Annotated in this window: 15 protein-coding genes; 13 read left to right on the top strand and 2 right to left on the bottom strand. The window is 65.4% G+C overall.

The genetic code is table 11. The features are described from left to right. Nucleotides 1–180 precede the first annotated feature (180 nt). From AB4Z55_RS11515 to AB4Z55_RS11545, 7 genes are all read left to right on the top strand, one after another. The gene (locus AB4Z55_RS11515; protein ID WP_369519742.1) at nt 181–1,005 is read left to right on the top strand and encodes an SDR family NAD(P)-dependent oxidoreductase; all 825 of its coding nucleotides are present in this window, start codon (nt 181–183) and stop codon (nt 1,003–1,005) included. A gap of 26 nt (nt 1,006–1,031) precedes the next feature. Next, on the top strand, nt 1,032–1,871 hold the full coding sequence (locus tag AB4Z55_RS11520; protein ID WP_369519743.1) for an enoyl-CoA hydratase-related protein: 840 nt from the start codon (nt 1,032–1,034) through the stop codon (nt 1,869–1,871). Nucleotides 1,872–1,898: 27 nt separating this feature from the next. Continuing rightward, nucleotides 1,899–2,888 carry a hypothetical protein gene (locus AB4Z55_RS11525; protein ID WP_239402493.1) on the top strand — a complete coding sequence of 330 codons (990 nt, stop codon included), beginning with the start codon at nt 1,899–1,901 and terminating at the stop codon, nt 2,886–2,888. Nucleotides 2,889–2,899: 11 nt separating this feature from the next. Then, nucleotides 2,900–4,459 carry an AMP-binding protein gene (locus AB4Z55_RS11530; RefSeq protein WP_239402492.1) on the top strand — a complete coding sequence of 520 codons (1,560 nt, stop codon included), beginning with the start codon at nt 2,900–2,902 and terminating at the stop codon, nt 4,457–4,459. 115 nt (nt 4,460–4,574) lie between these two features. Next, a complete protein-coding gene (locus tag AB4Z55_RS11535) occupies nt 4,575–5,033 on the top strand; it encodes an SDR family NAD(P)-dependent oxidoreductase (protein WP_248643024.1) in 459 nt (152 codons plus the stop codon). Beyond that, a complete protein-coding gene (locus AB4Z55_RS11540) occupies nt 5,033–6,079 on the top strand; it encodes a phosphotransferase family protein (RefSeq protein ID WP_004023048.1) in 1,047 nt (348 codons plus the stop codon). Before AB4Z55_RS11535 ends, AB4Z55_RS11540 begins: the two co-directional genes overlap by 1 nt. Nucleotides 6,080–6,082: 3 nt before the next feature. Next, nucleotides 6,083–6,490, top strand: a complete 408-nt coding sequence (locus AB4Z55_RS11545; protein ID WP_239402490.1) for a hypothetical protein — start codon at nt 6,083–6,085, stop codon at nt 6,488–6,490. Between the two features lie 140 nt (nt 6,491–6,630). Here the strand turns inward: AB4Z55_RS11545 and AB4Z55_RS11550 are convergent, their stop codons facing one another. Both AB4Z55_RS11550 and AB4Z55_RS11555 read right to left on the bottom strand, forming a co-directional pair. Further along, a complete protein-coding gene (locus AB4Z55_RS11550) occupies nt 6,631–8,559 on the bottom strand; it encodes an NAD(P)/FAD-dependent oxidoreductase (RefSeq protein WP_248643023.1) in 1,929 nt (642 codons plus the stop codon). Nucleotides 8,560–8,583: 24 nt separating this feature from the next. After that, entirely contained in the window at nt 8,584–9,624 is a 1,041-nt protein-coding gene (locus AB4Z55_RS11555; protein WP_239402488.1) for an LLM class F420-dependent oxidoreductase, read from the bottom strand. 299 nt (nt 9,625–9,923) lie between these two features. On the opposite strand from AB4Z55_RS11555, the gene AB4Z55_RS11560 reads away from it, so the two are divergent. The 6 genes from AB4Z55_RS11560 (at nt 9,924) to AB4Z55_RS11585 (ending at nt 16,425) form a co-directional block, all read left to right on the top strand. Beyond that, nucleotides 9,924–11,126, top strand: a complete 1,203-nt coding sequence (locus AB4Z55_RS11560) for an acyl-CoA dehydrogenase family protein (protein WP_239402487.1) — start codon at nt 9,924–9,926, stop codon at nt 11,124–11,126. 75 nt (nt 11,127–11,201) lie between these two features. Next, nucleotides 11,202–13,067 carry an acyl-CoA dehydrogenase gene (locus AB4Z55_RS11565; RefSeq protein WP_248643022.1) on the top strand — a complete coding sequence of 622 codons (1,866 nt, stop codon included), beginning with the start codon at nt 11,202–11,204 and terminating at the stop codon, nt 13,065–13,067. A gap of 87 nt (nt 13,068–13,154) precedes the next feature. Beyond that, entirely contained in the window at nt 13,155–14,051 is an 897-nt protein-coding gene (locus tag AB4Z55_RS11570; RefSeq protein ID WP_239402485.1) for an alpha/beta hydrolase, read from the top strand. Nucleotides 14,052–14,079: 28 nt separating this feature from the next. Continuing rightward, nucleotides 14,080–14,604, top strand: coding sequence for a flavin reductase family protein (locus tag AB4Z55_RS11575; RefSeq protein ID WP_004023040.1), 525 nt, complete (start codon nt 14,080–14,082; stop codon nt 14,602–14,604). Next, entirely contained in the window at nt 14,601–15,536 is a 936-nt protein-coding gene (locus tag AB4Z55_RS11580) for an alpha/beta hydrolase (RefSeq protein WP_248643020.1), read from the top strand. Before AB4Z55_RS11575 ends, AB4Z55_RS11580 begins: the two co-directional genes overlap by 4 nt. 70 nt (nt 15,537–15,606) lie before the next feature. Further along, the gene (locus tag AB4Z55_RS11585; RefSeq protein WP_369519744.1) at nt 15,607–16,425 is read left to right on the top strand and encodes an SDR family NAD(P)-dependent oxidoreductase; all 819 of its coding nucleotides are present in this window, start codon (nt 15,607–15,609) and stop codon (nt 16,423–16,425) included. Nucleotides 16,426–16,435 lie beyond the last annotated feature (10 nt).

Raw genomic sequence — 16,435 nt, forward strand, 5'->3', positions numbered from 1 at the left:
AACCACATAAAGTCGTCACTAACAACACGCTCATTTCACCAGTCAGTGGGCTATTGACTCTTCATATAGGCCGAAGTTAGCATTCACCCCAGTGACTACGATCACAAGATTCCACACCGGTGGGGCGGCGCGGCAATCGCGCGGACCCCACGAACGCCGAAACGCCTTGGGAGGCAGCACGTGAGCGTGCAGAAACTGCAGGACAAAGTCGCGCTGGTATCGGGTTCGGGCCGAGGAATCGGCCGTGCGGTTGCCGTGAAGCTCGCTTCCGAGGGAGCTCGGGTGGTGGTCAACGACCTCGATCCAGAGCCGGCGAAAGAGGTTGTGGCCGAGATCGAGTCAGCAGGAGGGCAGGCGGTCGCCTGCATCGGCAGCGTCACCGACCCCGAATTCGCCGACCGTTTCGTGACGACCGCGGTGGACAACTTCGGCGGTGTCGACATCATCGTGAACAACGCCGGCTACACCTGGGACAGTGTGATCCAGAAGATGACCGACAAGCAGTGGGCCGACATCCTCGATGTGCATCTGACCGCGCCGTTCCGAATCCTGCGCGCCGCTCAACCGGTCATCAGCGCAGCGGTCAAACGGGAGCGCGCGCAGGGTTCGGTTCCCTGCCGCAAGGTCGTCAACATCTCCTCGACCTCGGGTCTGCTCGGCAACCCCGGCCAGGCGAACTATTCGTCGGCCAAAGCCGGAATGGTCGGCCTCACCAAGACCATCGCCAAGGAGTGGGGACGCTACAACGTGACCTCCAACGCGGTGGCCTACGGCGTGATCAGCACGCGTCTGACGTCGGTGACCACTGAGGCGAAGACGATCAAGGTCGAGGACCGCGACATCAAGGTCGGGATGGATCCGGCGGTGATGGAAGCGGCGACGAAGGGGATCGCCCTCGGACGTGCCGGAACAGTCGAGGAGGCGGCCGGGGCCGTCTATCTGTTGTGCAGCCCGGAGTCGAGTTACATCACCGGACAGGTCCTGGTCTGCGGTGGCGGGCTGTGACGGGTTCGTCTGCAGCACAACGCGCTGTGAACAGATCGTACGACGAGGTGGGCTACGAGATCGCGGATGGCGTCGCCGTCATCACACTCGATGCTCCGCAGCGCCGCAACGGCATGCGGGTCCAGATGCTCGTGGATGCCCTCCATGCCTTGGATCGTGCCGACCGCGATCCCGATGTCCGCGCGGTGATCGTCACCGGAGCCGGCGAATCCTTCTCCGTGGGAGCCGATCTCGACGGGCCCGAGACGCTGTCGCGAGCGCTGGTCGAGGACGTCGACGGTCACACCCCGACGGGTTACCGTGAGCCGGCGGGCCGGATCAGCGAGCGGTTGTTCTCGATGTGCAAGCCGGTCATCGCAGCGTTGAACGGGCATGCCATCGGCGGCGGGGCGACGATCGCCGCAGCGATGGACATCCGCATCGCGAGTGAGAACGCCCGGTTCGGGTTCGTGTTCACTCAGCGGGGTGTCGTCCCCGAAGGTGCGTCGTCCTGGTTCCTCCCGCGACTGGTCGGGTTGGGTCGTGCTGCCGATTGGTTGCTGACGGGCCGAGTCCTCGATGCAGCTGAGGCTTACGAAGCGGGCTTCCTCACGAAGGTGGTCCCAGCCGATCAGGTGATGTCGGTCGCCCATGAGTACGCGCGATTGTTCGCCCGGAACACCTCGCCTACGTCCGTGGCATTGTCCAAGAGGTTGCTCTCGAGCGCGTGGCTCCACTCCCACCCGGGTCCGGCTGCGGCCCAGGAGTCCCGAATCTACGCCGGTCGAGTCGACTCCGATGATGCTCGGGAGGGCGTCATGTCCTTTCTGGAGCGCCGACCTGCTGTCTTCCCCCCACTCGATCCTTCGCCGGCGCAGCGTTTCTGAGCTGATCGCCGCAGACAGAGGAGCACAATGACCAACCAGCCGTTCACCGTGTGCAAGTACGGCGCCGACGCCGAAGGAACACACGACCCCGCCGACGTCCACAACTTCAACGAAAGCGTCTACTTCAACTTCGTCGACCCCGTCTCGCAATTGGGCGGTCTCGTGCGCATCGGCAACCGTCCGAATCTCGGCTACAGCGAGACTTCGGTGCAACTGACGCTGCCGGGCGGCGCGATCGCATTTCGTGCGGGTCGGACACCCCGGGACACCAACGACGGGTTCGCCGGTCAAGGCCTCGAGATCGTGTTCACCGAGCCCACTCGAAAGGCGACGATCACCTACCGCAACTCGGTTGCGCGCGTGACGCATCCGTCCCTGATGGCAGAGAACGGACGAATCGCTCTCAAGAACGCGCCCGCCGAGGACTGCGAGATCTCGCTCACCTACGAGGCATCGAGTCCGATGTTCGTGATCAACAGTGACGGTGGCGGCGACTGCACGCCCGGCGAGTCGACCTTCGCCACCGACCATTACGAGCAGTTCGGTCATCTCTCGGGGACCATCCGGGTCGGGACGCGGACCTGGGTGCTCGAGAAGGTGACGTCGTTTCGGGACCATTCGTGGGGTCCGCGTGAATGGGATTCCTACACCGGGGAATGGGTGGCCGGCTGGCTCGCCGACGGGACCGCATTCAGTGCCTACGGCGAATACGAGAAGTCAGGGATCAGGGTGTCGGCTGGGGCCGTGCTGACCACCGACGGAGTCGCCCACCCGATCACCGACTACCGCGTCCTCACCGATTACGCCGGCGAATCCACCTACTCGGGGCGCCACGTCGGCGTCGTCCAGGCAGAGGGGTTGCCGACGATCGTGGTCGACGGGACGATCCGCCACTTCGTCCCGGTCACCCAGCGCACCGAGGACCGCGCGGTGCGGATGGGGCAGATGACCGTCGATCTCGCCGAAGGCGTCGGCGGCTGGGCCGTCGCCGAGTTCCTGCGACCGATCCGCCCGTAGAAGGAGTTCCCATGTATCCCGGACGTCACGCCGCCGAACACCCCGACCGCCCGGCCGTGATCATGGCGGGCAGCGATGCGATTCTCACCTATGGGGACCTCGACTCGCGCGCCAACAGACTCGCCGCGCTCTTCCGTGCGAACGGATGTGAGCCGGGCGACCACATCGCCCTGTTCATGGAGAATCACGTCGAGATGATCGTGGCGATGTCCGCAGCCGAACGCAGCGGACTGTTCTACACGCCGGTCAACTCGTTTCTGTCGGCCGGCGAGGCCGCGTACATCATCAACGACTCGCAGTCGAAGCTGGTCATCACAACAGTGGCGAAATTCGATGTAGCACAAGACTTACCGCAGTTGTGCCCAGCGGTGGGTCGTTGGCTCCTCGTCGACGCCGACCAGCTCGCATCCATGCCCGGACCATTCGAGTCGTTCGCCGAGGCTGTCGCCGGGTTCGGCGACGCCCCAGGCGAGAACGAGCGACTGGGAACTCCGATGTTCTACTCGTCGGGCACCACCGGCCGGCCCAAGGCCATCAAGCGCAATCTGCCCGACGCGCACCCGGGACAGATCCTGGACATCGAGGACTTCGGTCGGAAGGTCTTCCACCTCCGGGAGGGCATGCGTTTTCTCTCGCCCGCTCCGCTGTATCACTCCGGGCCTCAGTCGTCGGTGGCCATCGGCATCCGTCTCGGCGCGACGATCGTCGTGATGAAGCGGTTCGATGCCCGTGACTACCTCGACCTCATCGAGGAACACCGGATCACGCATTCCATGGTTGTTCCCACCATGTTCTCGCGCATGCTCAAACTCCCGGAAAGAGAACGGCAGCAGGACCTCTCGTCGTTGGAGGTGGTGGTGCACGGTGCCGCACCGTGCCCGGTGGCGGTGAAGGAGGCGATGATCGATTGGTTCGGCCCGGTCATCTACGAGTACTACGGCGGCACCGAGGCGAACGGCATCTGTGGCTGTACACCCGAGGAGTGGCTGGCGCACAAGGGAACCGTCGGCCGTCCGTTCATGGGTGAGCCGGTGATCCTCGACGATGACGGGAACCCATGCCCGCCGCGAGTACCAGGAACCATCTGGTTCCGGGGCGTCGGTGCAACGTTCGAATACTTCAACGATCCGGGCAAGACCGCCGAAGCTCGGGACGCCGACGGCACGATGTCGAAGATCGGGGACATCGGCTACCTGGACGAGGACGGATTCCTGTACCTCACCGACCGTCAGGCGTTTGTCATCATCTCCGGCGGGGTGAACATCTACCCGCAGGAGGTGGAAAATCTCCTCGTCACCCATCCCGAGGTGCTCGATGCCGCGGTCTTCGGCGTGCCCGACGAGGACTTCGGCGAGGCGGTCAAGGCAGTGATCCAACCGGTCGACCCCGACGCCGACCAGACCGAGTTGGGGGAGCGGCTGGACGCCTTCTGCCGCGATGGGCTGGCGAAGTTCAAATGTCCGAGGTCGTTCGACTTCATCTCCGAGATGCCCCGCCTGCCAACCGGAAAGCTCTACAAGAAGCCGCTGCGCGATGCGTACTGGCCGACTCGCGCGGGCGCGCACGCGTGAGCAGCGGCGATCCGCGATGTGTCGCCCACTCCATCCGGCGTGAGGCGGACCCGCAGACCTACGAAGGAGCGAACGAAGTGATGAACGATCCCGCCGGCCGTGTCAAGGGGACAACGTGACGGGGCCGTTGACCGGTCGCGTCGCTCTCGTCACCGGCGGATCGCGAGGAGTCGGCCGATCGGTCGCGTCGAGACTTGCCCGGGACGGCGCAACCGTCGCGATCACCTACCGCCGTGAGGCCCAAGCCGCCGCCGAGGTCGTCGACGAGATCGGCGCCTTCAGCGGACGAGCTCGGGCCTATCAGGTGTCGATCGACGACGTGAGGGCCGTCGAGTCGATGGTGGACACCATCGCGAGCGATCTCGGCGCCGTCGATCTGCTGGTCAGCAACGCCGGTTCGGCCAGCCGCGGCACCGACATCGACGACCTCGACGCCTCGTCGCCGTTCGGGCGGGTGTGTCGGCCGGAGGACGTCGCCGGTGCCGTGGCCTTCCTGGTGTCGGCCGACTCGGAATACATGACAGGACAACGTCTCGTGGTCGACGGTGGCGGGCCGAAGGCGGCGATCTTCTGATGGCCACCACCACCGCCGAGAGCTTTCTCGGCGAGCTGACCGCCGAACTCGATCGCGCGCTCGACGCGGCCGGGACCCTGCGCCTCACCGATGTCGACAAGCGTGGGGAGGGCAACTCGTGGGAGACCTACCTCGTGACCGTCGCATGGGATGGTCCGAGAGGTCCGGAGGGGGACACCTATGCCGTGAAGCGGCAACCCGTCAGCGGCATCGCCGGTGACTACGACGTGTCCCGCGAGGTCGCGCTGCTCGGTGCCGCCGGCGCCATCGGTATGCGCGTCCCGAAGGTGGTCGCCTCCGTTGTCCCCACCGCCGGGGCGCGCGGATGGTTCGCGATGGAGAAGGTGCACGGGCAGATCCCGATGCCACCCACGATCTCTCGGATGGTCCCGGACCCGGCGGAGCGGGAACAACTCGGTCGCGATGTCGCCCGCGAGATGGCGCGTCTCCATGCCGCCGATCCGCAGACCCTGGGATTGACCGTGCTCGGTCCGGTCCCGGCGCCGGAAGACACCGGGAAAGACGAGAACGACAAGTGGGCGCAGGTCTATCGCGACGTCGTCGACATCCCCATTCCGATTCTTGATCTCGCCTTCGCCTGGCTCGATCATCGCCGAGACGCGGTGTCGGGACGGGTCTCGCTCGTCCACAACGACTTCCGTGTCGGCAATGTGGTGATCGCCGACGGCGCCATCACCGGTGTGCTCGACTGGGAGACCGCCCACTTCTCCGATCCGACCGCCGACATCGCCTGGTTCGCGCAGCGGACTTCGAGGGGGCGCTCGCCGTTGCTGTGCAAGCTGATCGATCTCGAGCCCTTCCTCGACGAGTACGAGACGGCGGGAGGCTGGCGCCCACAACCCGAAGCGCTCACCTGGTGGGCCGTGCAGTCGCTGACCAAGACGGCCGTCGGATGCCTGCAGGCGGTCGACATCTACTCGTGCGGTGAGCGCGATGAACTGCGCTACTCGAACATGGCGCACAGCGTCTACTACAGCATCGGCTGGCTGTCGAAGATGCTGCGGGACAGAGAATGGGGATACTGAGCCATGACCGTCTACTCCACCGAGCCGGGGCAGCTCTTCGCCACGATCCGGGACACTCTGGCACACCGCGTTGCCGGCCACCTGACCGACACGACCGCACGGCTCGAGCTGGCCGCGGTCATCGAGGCCCTCGACAACCTGGCCGATCGCATCGATTGGGATACTGAACGGCTGTCGCGGTGCATCGCCGAGACGGACGACCTGGCCCGGCAATTGGAGCTCGGTCATGATGTGTCAGGAGCCGGGGTCGAGGGCCTACGGCAGCGGCGTCGTGCGATCTCGACCGCGCTCGCGTCGACCTATCGGAACGACGGCGCATCGGCGAAGACGGTCGACGCCGTGCTCCGATTCACCGAAGTCGATGTCCGCGAGCAGATCTCGACCGCCTTGCGAAACGGTTTGCCGGACTGACCTCGTCGACCGTCGCAGAGCGGTCGAGCAGGGGAGTCGGTCGTATTTCACCAACCCGCCACCTCACCCCGCAGACGCGCGCAGTGGCCGGTGCGTCTGCGGGTGAGGTGGCGAATTGCGTGGACAGGCGATCTGCCGGATCAGGTGCGCGCGGTGGTCACGAAGTCGCTCGGGTCCGGATATGCTGTGCGGGCCCAGTATTCGTGGACCGGCCACGGCGAGTTGGTCACCACGCGGCCGCTGGTGTTGCGATAGTAACTGTCGACCCCGTCCATGGCGTAGACCATCGCATCGTTGGCCGCATCGAGTTCCTGGTTGTACCGCTCATACGGTTCCGGACGGCATTCGATCGAGGCCAGATCTTCGGTGACCAACCGGGAAATCGACTCCACGACATAACGGACCTGGGCCTCGGCAATGGTGATGTAGCTGCCCCCGGGCGGATTGGTGTTGGGGCCGTACAGGAAGAACAGATTCGGGAAGCCCGGCGTCGTGATACCCAGGTAGGCCCGGCCGTCGTCGTCGGACCAACTGTCGCGCAACAACGTTTCCGCACGGCCACGAATCTCCATCGGGAACAGGAACCGCTGTTGTTGGAACCCGGTGCACAGGATCAGCACGTCGATCTCCCGTGCCTCGCCGTCGGCGGTCACGATCCCGGTCGGGGTGAGCCGGTCGACGCGGTCGGTGAGCAGCTCGACATGGTCTTTGCGCAGGGTGGCGAACCAGCCGTTGTCGATGAGCAAACGCTTGCCGAACGGTGGGTAGTCGGGTGTCGTGCGGCGGATCAGGTCGGCGTCGCCGTCGAGTTGCCGCTCGAGGTAGGCCGTGAAGTGTGCGCGAAACGCGTCGTTCAGCGAGCTGACCAGCTTGCCCTTCGCGGCGCGGTCCGGATCGACGGGCAGCGCGGCGAAGGTACGTTCGGTGTAGAGCCAGTAGAGACGGAATCGGTACCAGCCGCGGTAGAACGGGATGTTGTCGAACAACCAGTGCTTGATCGGATCCGACGGTGCGAAGTAATGCTCGTTCGGTGTGATCCACTGCGGTTGTCGCTGGACGATCGCCATCGACTCGACCTGCTCGGAGATGGCCACGACGAGCTGCATCGCACTCGCTCCACTGCCGACCACGGCGACCCGTTTGCCGGTCAGATCCACATCGGCGGGCCATTCCGCGGAATGGACGATCTGCCCGGTGAACTGTTCGGTTCCGGGATACGCGGGGATGTTCGGCGTGCTGTGGAGACCCGCGGCGGTCACCAGCGCTGTTGCGCCGACCTCCTGCCGGCGGCCGTCGGGGCCGGTGACCGAGAGCATCCACCGCTGGTCCTCATCGTTCCAGATCGCTGAATCAACGGTGTGTCGCATGCGAATTCGCTCGACGACCCCATGCGATCGGGCCACGTCCGACACGTATTCGAAGATCTCGTCGCGTCGGGCGAAGTACTCCGACCAGTTCTTCGGATGGAAGGAGAACGAGTAGAGGTCACTCGGGATGTCGACACGCGCGCCCGGGTACTGATTGGCGTACCAGGTTCCGCCGAGTTCCGCATCGCGTTCGTACACCGTGTACGGAATGCCGGCCTTCTCGAGATTGATCGCGCAGAGCAGACCGGAGATCCCGGCGCCGACGATCGCGACACCGAAGTCGGTGCGGGAGTCCCGGATACGGCCCCTGATGCCGGGTGGCTGGTACGGGGCGAAGCCGAGTTGCTCGGCGATCATCGGCGCGTGATCCTCCCCGATCGGCTCACCCATGGAGACGCTCATCAGCCGGGCGAGTTCAGCACCGGCAGGGGCGGGGCCGGCCGGCGGCTTCCCGTGGCACCAGTCCAGGACCGCGTCGGTCACCGCGTCGTGGATCTCGGCGAGGATCTCCGGCGGCAGACCGCCGTCGTTCAGCTCCTCGAAACCCCTGGGCGACTTCGGGGTGTACGGGGCCGACAGCCACTTCTCCTCGCCGGTCAGCTGATAGAGAACCGGCAGCAGGCAGCCGACGTTGCCCGCGGAGACTGCGCGGTGCACCGTCTCGCGGTCGAGGTGCGGGTTGGGTTTCGGCGTGGGGGTCATAACTCCTGCTTTCCGGGGGTGTGGTCAGTCGACGAGTGCTCGAAGCGACTCGACGGCGGCAAGGCGTTCGGTGTGGGTGTCGGCCATCGGAACGACGTTGAGCAACCCGACGCCGAGTTCGGCGAGCATGGCTACACGTTCGGCAACGTAGGAGGCCGACCCGATCAGCGATGTGGCGCGAACCAGTTCATCGGGTACCGCCGCCGCAGCTTCCGCGTGACGGCCCGACAGGAACAGGTCTTGGATCGCGGCGGCTTCCGCGTCGAAGCCGTACCGTCGCGCCAACGAGTTGTAGAAATTCTTCTCGCGCGACCCCATCCCTCCGATGTACAGCGCGAGTTCGGGGCGGGCACGATCCAGCCACGCGGAATCATCGTCGACGATGGCGAACGGCAACCGGACGATGATGTCGAGATCTCCCAGGGCCGGATCGCGTCTGGCCTTGCCGCGACGCAGGGCATCGCCCCAGACATCCTGCATCTTCTCGGGATAGAAGAAGATCGGTTCCCACCCCTGTGCCAGTTCGGCGGTCAGCGCGACCATGGTCTCACCAAGTGCGGCCACGGAGATGGGGATATCCGGCCGCACCGGATGATTGATCAGTTTGAGGGGTTTGCCCACACCGGTTCCACGATCGGGCGGAACGGGGATCTGGAATCGGCGGCCCTGGTGGCGCAGCGGTTCCCGTCGCCACACCGTGCGGCAGATCTCGATGGTCTCGCGGGTCTTCCCGACGGCGTGCTCGAACGCGACGCCGTGGAATCCTTCCACGACCTGGGGTCCCGAGGCGCCGATCCCGAGCCGGAACCGCCCCTTCGACACGTAGTCGAGCCCGGCCGCGGTCATCGCCAGCGTTGCGGGAGTTCGTGCGTCGAGCGCGAGAATCCCCGTGGCGAGCTCGATCGACGTGGTCCGCGCGGCCAGGAATCCGAGCTGGGACACCGCGTCGAAGGTGTAGGCCTCGCCGAGAGTTGCCGAATCGAGCCCGACTGACTCGTAATCCACTGTCTCGGAGGCGATCTGATCGAAATTTCGGCCGTGGCCGAGAACTGTGCCGATGCGCATGGCGGGAATCCTGCTTCCTCGATGTATTCGCCCGACCGCGAATTCGGTGCGGCCGTGAAACTCGGTTCGCCGCGAGGCTGGGAACGTTGGTTAATGATTACTATGCCTGGTGCGGATGGTCAACAACCGTACTACCTGCAAAATCAGGTATTGACATTAGTACTTACTATGTTAGCTTACTCACATCCGGTGATTCGGCGGGGGAACGTCGAACACCGAGAGTTCACCCGACGCCGGTCGTGTCCCGCTGGATCGAAGCGGCCACGGCGGACGGACATCTCTGCACGGAAGGCATCGTCATGACCGAAGTTCTGAGCCCCGAAGCCACCCAAGCGTCCTCGAGGGAGGCGGACTACCTCGAGCGTGCTCGCTCGATCGCGTCGCTGATCCGCGACGAGGCCGAGGCGATCGAACGGGAGCGCACCATCACCAAGCCCGTGGCCGATGCATTGGTCGAGTTGGGTTTGCACGGAATGTTGATCCCCGAGGACCTGGGGGGTGGGGGTCTGCTGCCCAGCGAGGGTATGCGCGTCTTCGAGGAGGTGACCAAGGCCGACGCCTCGGTGGGCTGGGCCTGGATGGCCAGCGAGTGGGGTACTGCCGGCGTCGTGGGCTACCTTGCACCGGAGGTCGCGGCGACCGTGTTCAGCGCCGATCGTCCCTTCATCGCGGCCGGTCAGCTCCTGCCCCGGCACATGGGCATCCAGGTCGACGGCGGCTACATCATCGACGGCGACTATTCCTTCGCCAGCGGTTCGGACCATGCGACCTGGATCGGAGCCGGCTTCATCGTCGCCGACGAGAACGGTGCTCCGATTCTGGGTGAGAACGGTCAGCCACAGGCACGCATCGCTCTGATGCCCAAAGACCAGGTCGAGTTCACGAAGAACTGGGACGTCTGGGGTCTCGCGGGCACCGGCAGCCATGACTACCGGGTGACCAAACAGTTCGTACCGGCCGAGTACACGACACCGACCTTCGGCGGCACGCCGACGCGGCCGGATGTCATGTACCAACTGACCAACGAACTGGCCGGTGGCCTGCCGCACGCCTCGATCGCACTCGGCATCGCCACTCGTGCACTGGAACTGGTCGCCGACCTGACGACGGGAAAGATGCGTCCCAACTACACGATCCCAGTGGGCGAAGCCGACTTCTTCCGAATCGACTTCGCCCGGAAGGAAGCCAATCTCCGCGCTGCCCGACTCTACGTCTACGACGTCACGAAGACGGCAGAGAATACTGTGGCCGCGGGTGAGCCGATCACTCCCGAGCACGTCGCCCGCGTCACCCAGATGCTGTCGTGGGTGCACGAGGTCGCCCTGGACGCGGTGGAGTTCGCCCATCGCTGGGGTGGGAGCAAGAGCATCGGTTCCACCAGCACACTCGGCCGCTACGTGCGGGACATGCACGTCGCGACACAGCACCTGCTGGTCGATCCCAAGATGCTCGTCGACTCTGCGGCGGTACTCCTGCCGATCTACGCACGGGCCGAGGACTGACAGAACCAGAGGGCGTCGGCGCCGCTGACACGGGAATCCCGGTGAGCGCGTCGGTGGAGGGAGAGGTGATCGACAGTGGGGCACTACCGGAGTAACTTGCGCGACGTCGAGTTCAATTTGTTCGAGTTGTTCTGTCGCGACCAGGTTTTCGGCGTCGGACCGTTCCGGGAAGTCGACGGTGAGACCGCGCGGATGGCTCTGCGGGAAGTGGAGCAGCTGGCACGAGAGCGCCTCGCCGACTCCTTTGCCGAGTCCGACCGCGCGGAGACCACTTTCGATCCCGCCGCGGGAACAGTTGCGGTACCGGCGTCCTACGCGTCCACCTACAAGACGTGGCTCGACGCCGAGTGGTGGCGGTTTCGCGTGCTTCCCGAGCTCGGCGGCACCGCCGCACCGAGTTCGCTCAACTGGGCGCTGGCGGAGTTCGTCCTCGGGGCTCATCCGACCCTCTGGACCTACCTGGCCTTCCCGACCGGGAGCCGGGTGGTCTGGCGACGCGGAACGGAGCGCGACAAGCGGATCGCGGAGATCGTCGCCTCGCGACACTGGGGTGTGACCATGATGCTCACCGAACCGGATGCGGGTTCGGACGTCGGCGCCGGGAAGACAACCGCAACGCGCAACGACGACGGTACGTGGAGCCTCGTCGGGGTGAAGCGGTTCATCACCGCCGGCGAGCACGATCTGGCCGACAACATCCTCCACCTCGTGCTCGCCCGTCCGGTCGGGGTCGAGGGAGCGGGTGGACCCGGAACCAAGGGCCTCAGCCTGTTCCTGGTGCCGAAGTATCACTTCGACGTCGCGACCGGCGAACTCACGGGTGAGCGCAATGGGGTGTATGCGACCAGGATCGAGAAGAAGATGGGGGTCAAGGTGTCGGCGACCTGCGAGATGACGCTCGGCGCGGACGGGCCGGCTCGCGGGTGGCTCCTCGGTGAGGTCCATGACGGGATCAACCAGATGTTCGACGTACTCGAGGACACACGGATGATGGTGGGCTGCAAAGCGATTGCGACACTCTCGACGGGATACCTCAACGCCCTGGAGTACGCCAAGGACAGGGTGCAGGGTGCAGACCTCGCTCAGGGTTCGAATCCCGGCGCCCCACGGGTTCCCATCACCGCCCATCCGGACATCCGACGCTCCCTGCTCACCCAGAAGGCCTATGCCGAGGGTCTCAGGTCATTGGTTCTGTACGCGGCTTCGTGGCAGGACGAGATCGCGATCGGTGCCGCCGACGGCTCCGACATCCGACTGGCCGAGGCGGTGAACGATCTCCTTCTCCCGATCGTCAAGGGCTATGGCTCCGAACGGTCGTGGACAGTCCTCGGTACCGAATCGCTGCAAACCCTGGGAGGTTCGGGTTACCTGCAGGACCACCCGATCGAGCAATACGTGCGCGACGCGAAGATCGACACCCTGTACGAGGGCACGACGGCGATGCAGGCGCAAGACCTGTTCTTCCGCAAGATCGCGAGGAACAAGTGTGTCGCCGTCGATCATCTTTTCGGCGAGATCACCAGCTTCGCCGGTCGGGACGGACAACAGGGGCCGGCGGGGGAGAGCGCCTTGCTGGCGGAGGCTGCCCAGGCCGTCCGCGACGTGGTGACCGGAATGGTCGCCGACCTGACGGCCTCTGATCCGCGGTCCGAAGGTGGCCGCGCGACCAACGTCTACCGCGTCGGATTGAATACCACGCCCCTCATGTTCATGCTCGGTGACCTCGTGGTGGCCTGGTTGCTTCTCCGCGGCGCCGACGTCGCGCGAGATGCACTCGCGACGGCGCAGGCGGGGCGCAGCCGAGACCGCGCGTTCTACGAGGGCAAGGTGGCCGCCGCCGAGTTCTTCGCTCGCAACGTGTTGCCCGTGGTGATCGCCGAATCCGCAATCGCCCGCGACGTCGACGATTCGGTGATGGACCTCTCCGTCGACGCCTTGTGACCCCCGCCGCGATGTCAACCAATCTCATTCGGAACCAATCTCATTCGGAACCAATTTCATTCGGAACCAATTTCATTCGGAGGAATCATGGCCAGGACACCTGCGCTCGAACGCGTTGAGAAGATGTACCTCGAGGGCTTCCCCGACCCCGCGACAGCGACGGTCGACGACCTACGCGAGGCCTACGACCGACTGTTCCTGCAATTCGCACTGCCCGAGGGTGTCGAACCGTCCGAGGACGAGGTCGGCGGAGTTCCCGTGCTGCGCGTCGCGGCGGAGGGGGCGGTGGAGGACAAGGTCCTCGTCTGGTTCCATGGTGGCGGCAACATCATGGGCAGCGCCCGCGGCTTCCAGGAGCTCGGACACAACCTGTCGCGGGCCTCGGGGGTGACGGCGATACTCGCCGACTTCCGGCGGGCGCCCGAGCATCCGTTCCCGGCAGCCTCGGACGACACGGTTGCGGTGATCAGCGCGCTCGTCGAACGTCATGGTGCGCACAATGTCGCGGTCGGCGGCGATTCGGCCGGCGGCGGGCTGGTGCTCGGCGCGCTGGTCGCCCTCCGTGACAAGGGTGAAAACCTGCCCGCCGCTGCGGTGTTCATCTCGCCGCTGCTCGACCTGACAGCAAGCGGCGACAGTATCGACGAATTCGACGGCAAGGACATCGCTGTGTCCCGGGGTTCGATCGGCAATGTGAGCGAGGCATATCTGCAGGGTCACGATCCCGCCGACCCGCAGGCATCTCCGCTGTTCGCGGAGCTGAAGGACCTGCCCCCGGCCTTGTTCATGGTCGGATCAGGTGAGGTTCTGCGCGATGATTCGCGCCGAGCGGCGGCAAAGATCGTCGAAGCCGGTGGATCGGCGTCGGTGTCGCTGTACGACGACATGGTTCACGTGTGGCCCCTCTTCTCGTCGATTCTGCCCGAAGGAATCCAGGCAGCTGACGAAGCCGGCGCGTTCCTTCGGAAGAACCTCTCGGTGTGACCGCTGCACGACGAGAAAGGACCCAGGGATGATCGCTCAGCAGGTCGATGACCTGACCGCCAGATTCCGCGACGCCATGGCCACGGTGTGTACGCCGGTGGCGGTGGTGACGGCCATGGACGGACAGCGTCCACACGGCACGACAGTGAGTGCCTTCGCGTCGTTGTCGATGACGCCTCCGTCGCTTCTGGTCTCACTCGATCGAGGGTCTGAACTGCTCGGTCTGGTGCTGGACGCCGGGGTCTTCGGGATGAACGTCCTGGGCAGCACGCAGTCGAGGCTCGCCGGACAGTTCGCCCGGAAGGGCGCGGACAAGTTCGACGGGGTGTCGTGGCGAGTCGATGCGGGCGTACCGCGCATCGCCGACGTGCCGCATTGGCTTGCCGCCGAGGTCATGCACACAGCGGAGGTCGCCGACCACATCGTCGTGTTCGGCCGGGTCGTCGACGTGGCCAGCGAGACGATCGCACCGCTGACCTATCACGCGCGCAGTTTCGGTACCCACGCGGCCTTGCCGCCGGCCGGTACGACGAACGGCGTCAAGCGCGCATGACCGGGGCAGGGGACGATGACCTTCTCGTCCGAGCCCGCGATCGCCTGGCCGCGGTGCTGGGAAACCGGCGGGCTCGACTCGACGATCTGCGGCGCGACCTCGACACGATGATGCTCGACGCCGTTGTGGATGACGATGTCTCGGTGACCGACGTCATCGTCGGCGGCGTGCCGGCAGTGCGGGTGCGAGCCGGGGCGGTGGCCGACAACCGTGTGCTCGTGTGGTTCCACGGTGGCGGATACGTGATGGGCAGTGCGCGTGGGTATCAGCACGCCGCCGCGGCGCTGTCGAGGTCGACCGGGGCGCCGGTCATCGTCCCTGACTACCGCCTCGCTCCCGAACACCCGTTTCCCGCCGCGGTCGACGATGCGGCGTCGGTCGTCGATGCGGTGATCGCCGAGTTCGGCGCCGAACGGACGGTGATCGGTGGCGATTCGGCGGGCGGTGGACTCACGGTGGCGGTGCTGATCCACGCGCGGGATCGCGGTGCCGAACTGCCGGCGGCAGCCGCGGTCGTGTCCCCGCTCGCCGATTTCACCGCCTCCGGCGAGAGCATCGCGAACAACAGACACACCGACCCGGTCATCACCGAGCGTTCGCTGCGCGACCTGAGAGCCGCGTACATCCGTGACGCCGACGCCGAGAACCCGCTTGCCTCTCCGGTATTCGCCGACTTGCGGGGGTTACCACCGATCCTCGTCCTCGCCAGCGAATCCGAGATCCTGCTCGACGACGCGGTGCGCCTTCATCGAAATGTACAGGCGAGCAACGGGTCCAGCGTGCTCTCGGTGTACTCCGAGACCTTCCACGCCTGGACGCTCTCCACCGACATCCTGCCGCGCGCTCGCGAAGGGGTGGCCGAGATCGGGGTGTTCATCGGCGACGTGCTGCGGCGCGCGGAAGCGGCGCCTTCGACATCGCGGCCGCCGTGAGCCGACGGCACGTTGACAAGACGACACTGCGACCAACCCGATGATGATCTGAAAAAAGGAAGACACAGAGATGCCCGACTTCGAGAACAAAGTGGCCATCGTGACCGGCGCGACGAGTGTCGAGCCCGGCGGCCTCAACATCGGTGGCGCGACAGCCACCGAACTGGCCGCAGGGGGAGCACTCGTCGCGCTGGCCGACATCAACATCGCCGGGGCGCAGGCGCTGGCCGACCAGCTCAATCAACGCCACGGGAGGCAGGTGGCAATCGCGATCGAAACCGATGTGCGCCACGAATCACAGGTCAAGCGGTTGGTGGATGCCACTGTCGAGCAGCTCGGCGAACCCACGATCGTCATCAACATCGCGGGCATCTTTCCGGCTGAGGACGGCGACGTCGCCACGATGACGGTGGAAGCCTGGGACGACGTCCTCGCCGTGAATCTGCGAAGTGTGATGCTGTTGAGCAAGCACACCCTGCCGTACCTGCGCAAAGCCGGTGGAGCGATTGTCAACACGGCATCCACGCACGGGTCTGCAGGCGACACCAGTCTCAGCGGATATGGTGCCTCGAAGGCCGGTGTCATCGCGCTCACCAAGTTCCTCGCCACCCAGTACGGCCGAGAAGGCGTGCGCTGCAACGCAGTCAGCCCGGGAACCACGTCCTCACCCCCTGCCCAGCAGCTTCCCGAGGAGATCAAGAACATCTTCCGCCGTCAGAACCTGAACCCCGAGATGCCCACCCCTGAGCAACAGGCGAAGGTATTCGCATTCCTCGCCTCCGATGACGCCGCCGGCATCAACGGCCAGGAGGTCAAGGTCGACGCGGGCCTGCTGTCCCATCAGCCCATGGTCGCCGACATGCTCGCATTGGGAGCCACGACAGTCTGACTTGGGCAAC

Source organism: Gordonia sp. ABKF26 (assembly GCF_041103195.1).
Classification (GTDB): Bacteria; Actinomycetota; Actinomycetes; order Mycobacteriales; family Mycobacteriaceae; genus Gordonia; species Gordonia terrae.

Excerpts from the sequence above, each read along its gene's own strand:
- AB4Z55_RS11525 (WP_239402493.1), top strand. The coding sequence starts at position 1,899 with ATGACCAACCAGCCGTTCACCGTGTGCAAGTACGGCGCCGACGCCGAA.
- AB4Z55_RS11530 (WP_239402492.1), top strand. The coding sequence starts at position 2,900 with ATGTATCCCGGACGTCACGCCGCCGAACACCCCGACCGCCCGGCCGTG.
- AB4Z55_RS11540 (WP_004023048.1), top strand. The coding sequence starts at position 5,033 with ATGGCCACCACCACCGCCGAGAGCTTTCTCGGCGAGCTGACCGCCGAA.
- AB4Z55_RS11545 (WP_239402490.1), top strand. The coding sequence starts at position 6,083 with ATGACCGTCTACTCCACCGAGCCGGGGCAGCTCTTCGCCACGATCCGG.
- AB4Z55_RS11550 (WP_248643023.1), bottom strand. The coding sequence starts at position 8,559 with ATGACCCCCACGCCGAAACCCAACCCGCACCTCGACCGCGAGACGGTG.
- AB4Z55_RS11555 (WP_239402488.1), bottom strand. The coding sequence starts at position 9,624 with ATGCGCATCGGCACAGTTCTCGGCCACGGCCGAAATTTCGATCAGATC.
- AB4Z55_RS11560 (WP_239402487.1), top strand. The coding sequence starts at position 9,924 with ATGACCGAAGTTCTGAGCCCCGAAGCCACCCAAGCGTCCTCGAGGGAG.
- AB4Z55_RS11570 (WP_239402485.1), top strand. The coding sequence starts at position 13,155 with ATGGCCAGGACACCTGCGCTCGAACGCGTTGAGAAGATGTACCTCGAG.
- AB4Z55_RS11575 (WP_004023040.1), top strand. The coding sequence starts at position 14,080 with ATGATCGCTCAGCAGGTCGATGACCTGACCGCCAGATTCCGCGACGCC.
- AB4Z55_RS11580 (WP_248643020.1), top strand. The coding sequence starts at position 14,601 with ATGACCGGGGCAGGGGACGATGACCTTCTCGTCCGAGCCCGCGATCGC.
- AB4Z55_RS11585 (WP_369519744.1), top strand. The coding sequence starts at position 15,607 with ATGCCCGACTTCGAGAACAAAGTGGCCATCGTGACCGGCGCGACGAGT.